This is a genomic window from Pseudoalteromonas sp. Xi13 (assembly GCF_003952205.1).
GTDB classification, from domain to species: domain Bacteria; phylum Pseudomonadota; class Gammaproteobacteria; order Enterobacterales; family Alteromonadaceae; genus Pseudoalteromonas; species Pseudoalteromonas atlantica.
Genome location: NZ_CP034439.1, coordinates 2,408,678 through 2,421,856, shown reverse-complemented (window position 1 = coordinate 2,421,856; position 13,179 = coordinate 2,408,678). Strand labels below are relative to the sequence as shown.

Sequence of the window (13,179 nt, the reverse complement as noted above, 5' to 3'; positions counted from 1 at the left end):
GCATAAAAGTGGTATTAAATAATGTTTATAAATGGCTAGGATTACTTTTTTTATCACTTTTAATAGCCGGTTGCGGCGGCGGTGGCAGCGATAGTGACGCCACCGATAGTGGCTCAACTGGCAATACCGCCCCTACTGTGAGTGTTGATGTAAGCAGCAGCGTTATTGTTGCTAACCAAACCTTTACTATTACGGCTCAGGCAAGCGATAGTGACGGGCAGGTGTCTAGTTATCAATGGCAGCAGCTGTCGGGGCCTGAATTTACCTTTACTGCCAATGGCAACATACTCACAGCAACGGCCCCCAGTGTAGAAAGCGACACTGATTTTAGTTTTTCGGTGCTAGTAACCGATAATGACGGCGCAACTACAGAGCAAGTGTTTTCTGGGACTATCACGGTTCAAAATACCCCTCCCACAGTTAATATCACAGGCCCAAGCAGTGCACTGGCTAATACCCAAGTTAGTTTAATTGCTAATGCACAAGACATAGATGGCACAATTAGCGCCATAGTGTGGGTACAATCTGCTGGCTCCTCCATCGAATTTAGCCAAACTGAAGGTGAATTAAGCTTTACCGCCCCAAATGTAAGTGAAAATGAAACACTTGGTTTTAGTGTTACTGTAACCGACAATGCCGGGGGCACTGTACAAAGCAGTGCCACGGTACTTATTACGCAATTAAATAGCGCACCTAGTGTTACCTTAGCTGGGCCTGACGAGGCAATGCAAAATGAGTCAGTGACAATAACAGCTACAGCGCAGGACAGCGATGGCACCATTAGCGAGCTAAGCTGGCAACAAACAAACGGCCCCGTGGTCGAATTTACGCAAACCGACTCCAGCATTACGTTTAATGCTCCAACAGTTGCTCAAAATACCAATATTACCTTTTTAGCCACCGTTAGAGATAACGACGATGCAACTAATAGCGCCCAAAAAACGGTGATTGTGGTGCCGCCTAACAATCCGCCTGTGGCAGATGATGTAACCGTTGAGGTGCAATATAACTTAAGTGCTGAATTTAATTTGACGGTAAATGATGCCGATGGCGATACGGTACAAATTACTTTTCCAAATGACCTAGAAGGGGCGCAGGTGAGTGTTATTGATGCCCAAGCGCTGCGCTTTAGCTATACACCGCCTGTAAATAGTATTTCTGCAAAAAGCTACACACTGACTGCTAGTGATGGTGAAGACAGCACCAACTTTTTGCTTAATACGACAATTATTGATACCAGCGCTGCAACGGTGACAGAAATAACGCCTAATGGGGCAGATGAACCGGTATTGGTTGACACCCCCATCAGCATTACGTTTTCTGATGTGATGCTGAGCAGTTCGTTAACCGTAAATAGTAGCGCGGGGAGCTGTGAAGGCAGTGTTCAGGTATCAAGTGATGATTTTGCAAGCTGCGTTGCACTTAATGTAGAGAGCGTATCTGGTGCGCCTGATGAGACGAGTGACTATTTTAAAAACGTTAACTTAAGCGCTGATTTTTCAGAAAACACGCTTTACAAAGTGCGTGTAAATGACCAATTAGTTAATTTTTCTGGTACTGCTGCGACAGCAGGCCAAGTGAGTGAATTTACCACCTCAACCCAAGATTTAAAAATAACCGAACTCATATCGGTGCAATTTACTAATGATACGCCCTGGGTAGAGATTTATAACGGCACTGGAGAGGCTGTTAATTTACAAAACTATTCATTAAAAACGCGCGCAATTAATATGCTTGATAGCTCAGTGAGCGCAGAGCAAGTATTTACATTACCCAACAAAGTATTAGAAAACGGCAGTTATATTTTACTGCAAAGTCGTTTTGGTGATGAGTTTTTAGCAAGTGCGGCACTTAATAACCCTAAAATTGTGCTGGTGGGTAACCAAAGCGATGCGCTACGTCCTTACTGGTATATAAATGGCTTTGCAGAGTTATTAAATAGCGCCGCCACACAAACAATCGACTTTGTTAAATTTGGTAATTCTACCCAGCAACCGGTTAGTGCCACGCAATGGCAAGGCGATAACGCACCACAAATGCAGGCCGAACAAGGGTCAAGCTTAAAACGTGCGCTTAATGCAACAGATACTAATCAAGCAAGTGATTGGGTTTACTCAGTGTTTAATACGCCGGCAGGGCAAAATGATATTAGCTGTGATACCGATACAGATTTAGATGGGATCCCTGATTGCAGTGAGCAAGAAGGCACAACATTTGGCGGGCTGCCTTTATATGAATGGGGCGCACGGGAAAATCAAAAAGATATATTTATAGAAATTGATTATATGGACAGTACCGATATAGGTATTACGCCACAGCGTACAGCATTAGAAAAAGTAGTGAGCGTATTTGCAAGTAACGGCTACACAGTGCATTTTGATGTAGGCGATTTGTTTGACCAAAGCACGGGTATTTCCACCGCTAACTTTGATTTAGGAGGCGGTACAACCGTACCGTTTAACAGCTACACGCCCTTTGAATATGACCAAGGTACTGCTAATTTATTTGCCTATAAAATGGAATATGCCGATACAACGCGCCGCCCAATTTTTCATTATTTATTAATGGCAAACAGTGGTAACGAAGATGGCAGCATTAGTGGCTCAGGTATTGCCGAAATAAATGGTAATGACCTAATGCTGACTATGGGCGGATGGGGGTTATCCGTTGATGATCAAACATCACAAAATGTGACGAATAATTACCAAGCGTCTACTATTTTTCATGAGTTGGGGCATAATTTAGGGCTTTATCATGGCGGCGACGAAGAAGTGAACTTTAAGCCAAATCATTTAAGCTCAATGAATTATCTATATCAATTAACGGGGCTTGCAAGCATAGGTAATAACGAAGGTGATCGTTATTACGACCGGTTTTATACCAACAACATTAACTGCGACCTTGTGCCAAATACCAATAATCAAACAGGATCAACGGATGATTTTATCATTGATTATTCAAACGGCAGCGCTGCAAATATAAATGAAAGTGCTATTGATGAAAGCGCAGGATTAAACAGGCCTGGCTCTGAGGCGGTCGATTATAATTGTAATGCAATTTTAGGCGATACATTAACTAACTTTGATGCAAACCAAGACTCGCAAATTACTGTATTAACGGATACCGATGAGTGGAGCATGATTAACTTACAGTTTTACTCACAAAGTGCAGGTAACCGATTTGGTGTGGCAAATACTATGAGCCATAAGCTGTATCAACAACAGCGTGTTCAAGCTGTTTCTACTTCATTGCCTAGCTATATAAAAGAAGCAGCGCCAAGCGAGGCTATAATTAACCAAATTAAAGCAATTAAAGAGCGCTAAATGAGCTACCGATTTATAAAAGCTGCACTTTTACAAGGAGCTATTATTTGTTTAGTTGCTGCCTGTAGCCAAGGCGCTATTAATAAAGCCAGTAGTAGCCATAGTAGTGAATGGTTACTAACTGATGCACTTTATTATAATAACAAGCCAGTAAATTGGCAGCAAAGGCGTGTAAACGGGTGCAGCACGTGTTTAATACAAAACGACTCTGTACTACAGCCCGAGGGCATAACGCGTTTTAATACGCTTTATAAAGATGGGGCGTGGATTGCAGTACAGGAGCAAAGCAGTTTAAATGTTATAAGGTTAAAACTGCCTTTGCACACCCCCTATTTGTATGTTGAGCAATTAGGAAACGGTGAACTTAAATTGTTTAATCAGCAACACACTTATAAAACTAAAATAGGCGAAGTCATTAACATTACTTTTAAAAAGCAGTTATTCTCGATAGTGATCACAGCGTTTACTTTACAAGATGAAAAAAATGCAGCACTGCCAAGGCGCGCAAGACTAAATTACACTGCACTTAAGTTGAGATAGATAAAATAAAAGCACCAAAAGGTGCTTTTATTATTTACCGTAGTGTTATTTAGCCCGCTCGGTATTTAGAGCGATAATTATCTACCCACAAACGAGTAGCGCCACACACAGCAACGGGCATAACAATTAGGTTAATAAATGGGATTGCAGTGAGCAGCATAACAGCAAAGCCAAAGCCATAAGATAAACCTTGTTTAGACTTTAAATCGTCTTTCATTTGCTTAAAGCCTACTTTATGGTTATCAAAGGCAAAATCTTTGTATTGCACAGCATACATCCAACATGTAAATAAAACCCATAACACTTGTCCAATAACGGGTAAAATCCACAACAAAATAAAAAAGCCAATAGCGCGGGGTAAGTAATAGCAAAGCTTTGTCCACTCTCTGCCTACCATGCGTGGAATGTCTTTTACTAAATCAGCAAAACCGTCGTCATTTATTTTTTGACCCGTTAAATAAAGCTCTACTTTTTCGCTGAGTAGTCCGTTAAAAGGGGCCGCAATAAAGTTGGTTATTACCGTAAATAGCATGCTGTAACTAAATAGCACCACAAGCACCGCAATGGGCCACATTAACCATTCAAGCCAGCTTAGCCACTCAGGTAACATGTTGTTTATATAATTAAAGCTGTCGCTTAACCAACCAAATAAAAAGAATAATGAACTACCAAACAATAAAATATTAAGTAAAAGTGGAATAAGCACAAAGCGCTTAAGGCCTTTTTGGCTAATTAATTTAAAGCCTGAAAAAAAATATTCCATACCTTGTATGATCTGCACAGTAACCTCAAAAAAGACTCATATCTGCATGCAGTATAATTAGACTGATAATTTTGAACAGCCTTTTTAAGTAACAAAGTGTTAAACCTGCAAAATTTAAAAAAAGTTTTAGAGTGTGTTGGCTGGATTGTTTTTGTTATAGATGTTTATTTTTTGTTGCAAAATAATATAGGCTTAACGCATACTAAAGTTGTTTTTTAGCTATTTTATTAAAAAACAATTTCCATAATCGTAATAATAAAACTCGTGCTGTAAGTTTATTAACTATACTCATTTTAAATATATGAACTAAGAGCAGGAATTTGTTGATGCACTGCACTTTTTTAAAGTGCGTAGCAACATAAAAGTACCTAGATGCATGGTGAAGTATGAATACTGCAAAACTAAAACAATTGTTATCTCACCAGCAGGATATATTATCTAAAATCGCGTTAGGCATTGCCTTAGACGATATTTTACAAGATATTTGTTTAGCTATAGAGCAAGTTATTGAAGACAGCTCTGCAAGATGCTCAATACTGTCTTTAACAGGTAATCAGTTATTTCATCGTGCTGCCCCAAATATTGACGATGAATATTTAAAGGCCATTAATGGTGTGTTTATAGGCCCTAATGTAGGGTCTTGTGGCACCGCGGCTTATAAAAATGAGCGAGTTATTGTGCAAAATATTGACCTATCGCCCTTGTGGGAAGGTTACAAAGATTTAGCGCACAGCTACGGTTTATATTCTTGTTGGTCAACCCCGATTATTTCAACCACCAGTGAAATATTAGGCACTTTTGCTATTTACCACGGCGCCCCTAAAGCACCTACACAGCAAGATTTAGAACTCATTGACTATTTTGTACACTTTTCTAGCATAGCACTAGAAAAAAGCGCAGAGTCGCTCAAAGCTAGGCAGCTAGTGGCAGACCTGCAAAAAAGTAATGAAAAATTTAAAGCATTTACGCAAGTGATGCCCGATCTTATTTTGATTTTGAACGAAGAGGGCGTCTATACCGATATTTACGGTACCTCGAGTGACTTATTACTTGAATCGCCTACCGACTTAATTGGTCAAAATGTGCAAGACTTGTTCCCAGTTAAAGATGCCGACATGATCATGGGGATTATTAAAAAAACCATTCGCACCAATGAAATGCAAATATTTGAGTACGATTTAGCCGTGCCCAAAGGCCACATAACCTTTGAAGGAAGAGCGGCTGCACTTACTAACTATCAGCCAGAAAAACCAGAACTTAAGCACATAGTGTGGATGGCAAGAGATGTGACCCTTCGCAAAAAAGCCGAGCAAGAGGTTCAACGGCTTGCGTTTTTTGATCCACTAACAGGGCTCCCTAATAGACGAATGCTCAGCGACAGCCTAGCAAAGTGTGTAGAGCGTATTAAACGCACCAAAAAAACGGGCGCATTGCTGTTTTTAGATGTTGATAACTTTAAAAGAATAAACGATTCATTAGGCCACGGCGCCGGAGATCAAGTATTAATAGAATTAGCAAAACGCTTAGGTGGCGTAATACGATCATCTGATACTTTAGCTAGAGTGGGCGGTGACGAATTTATTATTTTACTCGAATACATTGGCGAGCATAACCACCAAGCCTGTATTGAATCCGAAATAGTCGCTAAAAAAGTACAAGGCGTGTTTAATGATAAGTTTGCAATAGGGGAGCTGGCATTTCAAGTTAGCTGCAGTATAGGTATTTGCTTAATTAACGAAGAGCACACAGCCACCGATAACATATTAAAATTTGCAGATACCGCCATGTACCGCTCTAAGGCAAAAGGTGGCAATAGCTGCAGCTTTTATGACCCTAAACTGCAAACTTTACTCGAAAACCAAGCCGAATTAGAAACGGATATTGTAAGAGCAATCGCAAATAACGAATTTTGTGCGTATTTTCAGCCGCAAATTAGTATGCAAGGGAAGATAGTAGGTGCAGAAGCTCTGATAAGGTGGATACACCCTAATAAAGGGGTTATTGCGCCTAATCAGTTTATTCCTATTGCAGAGCAATATGGTCTGATTCAAAAACTGCAAAACATAGTGCTTCGCAATATATGCAGCCTTATTAATCAACTTAATGAAAAAAACATGATAGATGAGCACTTTAGCGTATCTATAAATATTAGTCATATACAGTTTAATTCTGCGCAGCTTACCCGTGAGCTCTGCTCTACAATTAAAGAGTTCAACATAAAACCGCAGCATATTAAACTTGAGATCACCGAAACCATGCTATCGGGCGATATTGACAGCACAATAAAGCAAATGACGGAGCTACAAGAACAAGGTTTTGTGTTTTCTATAGACGACTTTGGCACGGGGTATTCCTGTTTAGCCCATTTAAATGCGTTCCCCGTACAGGAAATAAAAATTGATAAAAGCTTTATCGATAAGATTTTAGATAAAGGCAAAGGCTTTAATATTGTTAATACGATTATAAGCCTGGGCAAAAGTTTAGACATTACTGTTGTTGCTGAAGGTGTAGAGCAAGAGGCGCAATTTGAGTTACTAAACTTGCTCAATGCAGATTGTATACAAGGCTATTTAGTCGCAAAACCTATGAATGCCAGTAACTATATTAAGTGGCATGCCCATCAATTAAAAAAGCAAAGCCTAAGTGCTTAGCAGGCTGTGCGTAGTTTTTGTAAATTAAGCTAACGTTTTAATAAAGCTATTTTTACCTTATTAAAACATTTTGTTTAAACAACACTAGGAACACGCGTATTAAGTATATATTATGAAGTCACTATAACGATTCAAAATAATAAAATGGACGACAAGAGATGCAGTTAGTCGAATTAACCCCTAAGGATCCTGATGTAGTTAATGTGTTTGCAGATATAGATAGACTGATAAACTCCTTATACCCCGTGGCTACAGCCCAATCTCTCAAATTAGAAGAATTAAGCAAAGACAACGTTTACGCAATTGGTTTAAAAAACGAAGATGGCATTATTGCCTGTGGCGCTATTGTTAAGCAAAATGACGGCGCGCTATATGGCGAAATAAGGCGTTTATACGTAAAACCAAGTTACCGTGGTAGAGGTTTTTCAAGACGCATAATGCAAAACCTACTGCATTACGCCGGCGAAACAAAAATTCCACTTATCCGATTAGAAACAGGCCCAAAGCAAACCGAATCAATTAGTTTATATGAAGATTTAGGTTTTGCGCGCTGTGCAAGCTTTGGCTCGTATCAAGATAACCCACAAAGTGTATTTATGGAGCTTGCCCTGAGCCCTGAGCCAGAATAAATAAGCTATTTACTACTGTGTGCCTATAGCTGACTCTGTAGGCGCAAAAAATACTTCACTGTTTTTCACTGCTATCTTCGTATAAAATTCGCCACCTATATTTAATACCTGTGCACAGTAATACTTAATGATTTTAAGAGGCAAAACCTGGCTATAAACAAGCTTTTTTGCTTCAAAATAAATTACTTGATTAAGCAAACGGGTATAAACCTTTATTTAGCACTTCATAAGTGAGAATTTTATCTTTTTTAAAAGTAGCCCAAAACCAATGAGCGATTTAACAGTAGTAACCCACAGTGGTAATTTCCATGCCGATGACGTGTTTAGTATTGCGGTACTTAAGCATGTATTGCCTGCCTTTAACTTGGTACGAACCCGCGATAAAGCAGTAATAGAAAGTGCCGATATTGTTGTTGATGTAGGTGGTGAATACAACCCTGACACAGGACGCTTTGATCACCACCAACGCGGCGGCGCAGGCGAGCGCGAAAATGGCACGCCATACTCGTCATTTGGCTTAATTTGGAAAAAGTATGGTTTAGCACTGTGTGATAATAACCAAGCGGTGGCTGATAGAGTTGACGCTGGTTTAGTCTCTACAATTGATGCCATAGATTGTGGTTACGTTAAGGGTGTGGTTGAGGGCATAACGCTTAGCCAAACGCTTTCTATGTTTAATCCAACATGGGAAGAGGAAGGCAACTTTGATGAATGCTTTGATGAAGCCGTTGAGTTTGCAGCGCGTTTATTAACCCGTTTTATTGCCTCAGCAAAAGGAAGCATTAACGCCAAAGATATTGTTGCAAAAGCAATAGAAGAGGCAAAAGATCCCCGCGTGATTATTTTAGAAAAATACACACCATGGAAAAAAACAGTACACCATTTATCAAGCGACGCCTTATTTATGGTTTACCCTTCGCAAAACGGCCAATGGATTATTCAAACTGTACCAGTAGAGCCTGGTTCGTTTGAAGACAGAAAGTCACTGCCTAAAGCGTGGGCTGGTTTATCTGATGAAGAGTTTCAAGCTGAAACAGGCTTAGACGACGCTGTATTTTGCCACAATGGTTTATTTATAGCCGGTACTAAATCGTTCGAAAGTACAATGAAGCTGGCCGACGCGGCCCTAGCTGAGTAACCTGTTTTACTTAAATATGGGTAAAATTTTTTTACCCAAATTAGTACTATTTAGCTAAGTAACTAGTTTGCAGTTACTTAGCTTTATTATGTTCTTGTTATTTAAATCACGTGAGGTTTTATGTTTGAAGTAAAAACTATCGCGCTATTTATTATTACCGCACTGGCAGAAATTATTGGCTGTTACTTACCTTATCTTTGGCTTAAAGAAGATAAATCCATATTCCTTTTAATACCTGCAGCAATCAGTTTAGCGCTATTCGCGTGGTTGCTTACGTTACACCCAGCAGCCGCTGGACGGGTGTATGCCGCGTATGGCGGTGTGTACATATGCGTGGCTTTACTGTGGTTATGGGCAGTTGATGGCGTAAAGCTTACAATGTGGGATGTAGTGGGCGGGGCGGTTGCCTTACTGGGCATGGCTATTATTATTTTTGCACCTAAAAGCGCTTAAAAAGTACGACATATTAAAGGTAAAAAACGCCTTACAGGCCACTGTTAACGCATATATCGCGCAATTAAATTGCCAACTACTTTTTTATAAGTAAGCGATAAAGCTGGATTATCTATTAAGCTTGTTTGTACAACATGCCCGGTATATAAGCCATAAAACTCATACGCAAAAATGCTCGGCTCTTTGTCTTGGCTAAAGTAGCCTTGTGCTTGGCAGTTAACTGCAAGTTTAGTGAGGTAGTTAATCATTTTTAAGTGTTGGTCTTGCATAAACTGCCTTACCAAACAGTTCGGGCTTGCTTTAAACTCTACCGATGCTTTAATGAGCGGGCAACTTGCCTGCTTACCAGGCGATACCGTATCTAAAAAATTGAGCCACTCAAGCCAGCGTTGCTGAAAATTATTTAAATGAATTAACGCATCTTCATCAACAGATATATCAACAACCTGTTTTCTAAACTCTTCTTCGGTGTAGGCCAAAATAGCCACTTGCATATCTTCTTTATTGGCAAAGTGTGAGATCACCCCAGTACGCGACATGTTAGTCACTGCCGCTATTTTTCCTATCGACAAGCTATATAAACCATGTGCAGCCGCATAGGCCATTCCTTTGTGCAAAATATTGCGTTTTGTGCTCTCACTTTTTTTCATCGTTAATCCATAAAGCGTGTTATTTGGTCGTACACGTATTGGCTTTTTAAAATGCGCACGTGCCCCAGCTCTTGTGTGGCCACAAGTGTTGCGGGTGTGTTCTCAGTTAATAATTTTATTGCCTCAAAGCTTGCTACTGAGTCATTTTTATCATGAATAAACAACATGTTTTCGTTAATTTTATTTTTAGAATGATCAGGGTGAAGGTTTTGCCAGCTAATACCATATTTGTCCGACACTCTATTAAGCATATTTTCTAGCATGAGCTCAGAAATACCCACTTGCCTGACCTTAGCAAACATGGCTTCAAATATTTGTGCAGGGGCAGAGATCATCACAATTTTTTTATTCTCTAAATAATGAGGCGCTAAGTTTAACAAAGCAACACCGCCCATAGAGTGTGTAACGACTCTATTAATTGTAATATTTTGCCCATTAAAGTACTCAAAAGCCGCTGTTAGGCCCTGCATATACCCGTATAAGTGCGAGGTATTGCCGTGCGAATAGCCATGGCCTATGTGATCAATTGAGTAAACATTAAAGCCTTTTTCAAGTAGTTCATCTATTAAAGCAGTAAACCGATTAGTGCTATCGGCCCAGCCATGAGATAAAAATACCGTTTTAGTGTTTTCGGCTAGGCTAAAATAGTACAGGTTTACAGCGCCAAGCTCGGTAGTAAGTTTAATATTAATTGGCTGTATACATGTTCTAAATTCGTATTGGCGTCGGCTATGCGGATTACAAAATACCTTCATGGCAAGGCGGGCACTGAGTTTAGGAAATGTTTTGGTCAGACCAAAAGTGGCAGCCTTTGTTATTTTAGAAAATTTAGGTGGCTTGTTTTGATTAAAATAAATTTGTTTCATGTTTATACCAAATAAGTACAGTTGTTCTATTTTATCTTAAAAAAGTACAGCTGTACTTATTTTTTTAGCCGCATAACCAGCTTGCTTTACTAAAGGCGGTTAGCTGTAAAAGCTAAGGTGTAGGTGTTTTTTCTCTCAACACTAAAAATCACTTGTTACGAGTAAAAATACTTGTTGGACTTAAAAGTCTATTTTTCTTTTAATGCGCGCACTTGGCCGAACCGGCATTCATTAAATAAAAGAGAAAGATAAATGAAAGAGACAACATCACTAGAACAAGCTCGCACGAGTTACAATGTTCGTCATTGGAGCCAAGGTTTTTTTGGTATTAATGATCAAGGTGATGTGTATGTTGCCCCAAAGGCTCACGCCCCAGAGCAAACTATTGCACTTACAGATATTGCAAAACAACTTCAAGAAAAAGGCTTAAGCTTACCGGCTTTAGTGCGCTTTCCACAAATTTTACATCATCGTGTGCACAGTTTATGTGGCGCGTTTAATACCGCGATTGAAAACTATGGTTATCCAAAAGATTACCTATTAGTTTACCCAATTAAAGTAAACCAACAACGCGAAGTGGTTGAAGAAATAGTAGCAAGCCAAGCCGAATTAGAAAAAAAACAATTAGGCCTTGAGGCGGGCAGCAAGCCAGAGCTATTAACTGTTTTGGCAATGGCAGAAAAAACCAGTGCAGTGATTGTATGTAATGGCTACAAAGACAAAGAATATGTGCGCTTAGCACTTATTGGCGAAAAGCTAGGCCACAAAGTATACATAGTGCTTGAAAAACTCTCTGAGCTCGACATGGTACTTAGCCAAGCAAAAGCGCTAAATGTTAAACCACGTATTGGTATTCGCGTTCGTTTAGCATCGCAAGGCAAAGGAAAATGGCAAGCAAGTGGCGGCGAAAAATCTAAATTTGGTTTATCTGCGTCGCAAGTTTTACATGTAGTAAACCGTTTAAAAGACGCAGGCCAGCTTGATTTAATGCAACTTGTGCATTTTCACTTAGGCTCGCAAATGGCAAACATTCGTGATGTGCGTTTAGGTGTAAGTGAGGCCGCGCGTTTTTACTGTGAGCTACGCAAATTAGGTGCAAGCATTGAGTGCTTAGATGTAGGGGGCGGTTTAGCTATTGATTACGATGGTACCCGCAGCCAATCGCATAACTCAATGAACTACAGCTTAGCTGAGTATGCAAATAATATTGTGTACACCATAGGTGATACATGTAAGCAATACGCGCAGCCTATGCCGACGATTATTTCTGAGTCGGGGCGTGCACTAACGGCGCACCATGCGGTGCTTATTTCTAATGTTATTGGTACTGAAAGTTACACGCCAGAAGAGTTAGTAGCGCCAGCAGCAGATGCACCGCTTTTATTAAATAATATGTGGGCCTCGTTTGTGCAGTTAACCGATTTAACGGATGACCGTGCACTGATTGAAATTTACCACGACAGCCAAGGGGATTTAGCTGAGGCGCATAACCAGTTTGCACTTGGGCTTTTAGATTTAACGCAGCGGGCGTGGGCAGAGCAAGTTAACTTACGTATTTGTTATGAGCTTAACAAACACATGGATAACAAAAACCGTTTTCATCGTCCGATTATTGACGAGTTGAACGCACGTTTAGCCGATAAGTTTTTTGTAAACTTTTCGCTTTTTCAATCGCTTCCTGATGCGTGGGGGATTGATCAAGTGTTTCCGGTATTGCCATTAAGTGGCTTAACCGAAGCACCAAAAAAACGTGCTGTATTACTTGATATTACCTGTGATTCAGACGGCGCGCTTGAGCACTATGTTGATGGCCAAGGTATTGAAAGCACATTACCCGTACCTGAGTACAGTGCTGATAAACCTTACTTAATGGGCTTTTTCTTAGTGGGTGCGTACCAAGAAATTTTAGGTGATATGCACAATTTATTTGGCGATACGCACAGCGCTATTATCAATATGGATGAGCAAGGCGTTGCCAGTATTAGTGAGATAAACCAAGGCGATACCGTAGCCGATATGATGCGCTATGTACATTTAGATGTTGAGAGCTTTCAGCAGTCGTACGCGCAGTTAGTGTCTGCAAAAATAGATAAAAATGAACAGCAAAGCGTTTTAGACGAGTTGCAAAGCGGCCTTAATGGCTACACTTATTTAGAAGAGTTATAA

Annotated in this window: 10 protein-coding genes; 7 read left to right on the top strand and 3 right to left on the bottom strand. The window is 40.1% G+C overall.

Annotated features, from left to right (window positions below; translation table 11 throughout):
- Positions 1-8 precede the first annotated feature (8 nt).
- On the top strand, positions 9-3,323 hold the full coding sequence (locus tag EJ103_RS10880) for an Ig-like domain-containing protein (protein ID WP_126007640.1): 3,315 nt from the start codon (positions 9-11) through the stop codon (positions 3,321-3,323).
- A complete protein-coding gene (locus tag EJ103_RS10875) occupies positions 3,324-3,863 on the top strand; it encodes a hypothetical protein (RefSeq protein ID WP_126007638.1) in 540 nt (179 codons plus the stop codon). It abuts the gene before it with no gap.
- Between the two features lie 49 nt (positions 3,864-3,912).
- Here EJ103_RS10875 and cysZ read toward each other — a convergent pair whose 3' ends face one another.
- A complete protein-coding gene (gene cysZ / locus EJ103_RS10870) occupies positions 3,913-4,644 on the bottom strand; it encodes a sulfate transporter CysZ (protein ID WP_024034179.1) in 732 nt (243 codons plus the stop codon).
- A gap of 368 nt (positions 4,645-5,012) precedes the next feature.
- Between cysZ and EJ103_RS10865 the strand changes: the two genes are divergently transcribed.
- From EJ103_RS10865 to EJ103_RS10850, 4 genes are all read left to right on the top strand, one after another.
- A complete protein-coding gene (locus EJ103_RS10865; protein ID WP_126007636.1) occupies positions 5,013-7,277 on the top strand; it encodes an EAL domain-containing protein in 2,265 nt (754 codons plus the stop codon).
- A gap of 158 nt (positions 7,278-7,435) precedes the next feature.
- The gene (locus tag EJ103_RS10860) at positions 7,436-7,906 is read left to right on the top strand and encodes a GNAT family N-acetyltransferase (RefSeq protein WP_004588851.1); all 471 of its coding nucleotides are present in this window, start codon (positions 7,436-7,438) and stop codon (positions 7,904-7,906) included.
- A 268-nt stretch (positions 7,907-8,174) separates the two neighbouring features.
- Positions 8,175-9,044, top strand: coding sequence for an MYG1 family protein (locus EJ103_RS10855; protein ID WP_054983440.1), 870 nt, complete (start codon positions 8,175-8,177; stop codon positions 9,042-9,044).
- 120 nt (positions 9,045-9,164) lie between these two features.
- Positions 9,165-9,497, top strand: coding sequence for a YnfA family protein (locus EJ103_RS10850; protein WP_029772735.1), 333 nt, complete (start codon positions 9,165-9,167; stop codon positions 9,495-9,497).
- A 44-nt stretch (positions 9,498-9,541) separates the two neighbouring features.
- Here EJ103_RS10850 and EJ103_RS10845 read toward each other — a convergent pair whose 3' ends face one another.
- Both EJ103_RS10845 and EJ103_RS10840 read right to left on the bottom strand, forming a co-directional pair.
- Positions 9,542-10,147 carry a TetR/AcrR family transcriptional regulator gene (locus EJ103_RS10845; protein WP_126007634.1) on the bottom strand — a complete coding sequence of 202 codons (606 nt, stop codon included), beginning with the start codon at positions 10,145-10,147 and terminating at the stop codon, positions 9,542-9,544.
- Positions 10,148-10,149: 2 nt separating this feature from the next.
- Positions 10,150-11,013: an alpha/beta fold hydrolase gene (locus EJ103_RS10840; protein WP_126007632.1), complete on the bottom strand. Its 864-nt coding sequence runs from the start codon at positions 11,011-11,013 to the stop codon at positions 10,150-10,152.
- Between the two features lie 252 nt (positions 11,014-11,265).
- Here EJ103_RS10840 and speA point away from each other — a divergent pair, with 252 nt between their 5' ends.
- Positions 11,266-13,179: a biosynthetic arginine decarboxylase gene (gene speA / locus EJ103_RS10835; protein ID WP_126007630.1), complete on the top strand. Its 1,914-nt coding sequence runs from the start codon at positions 11,266-11,268 to the stop codon at positions 13,177-13,179.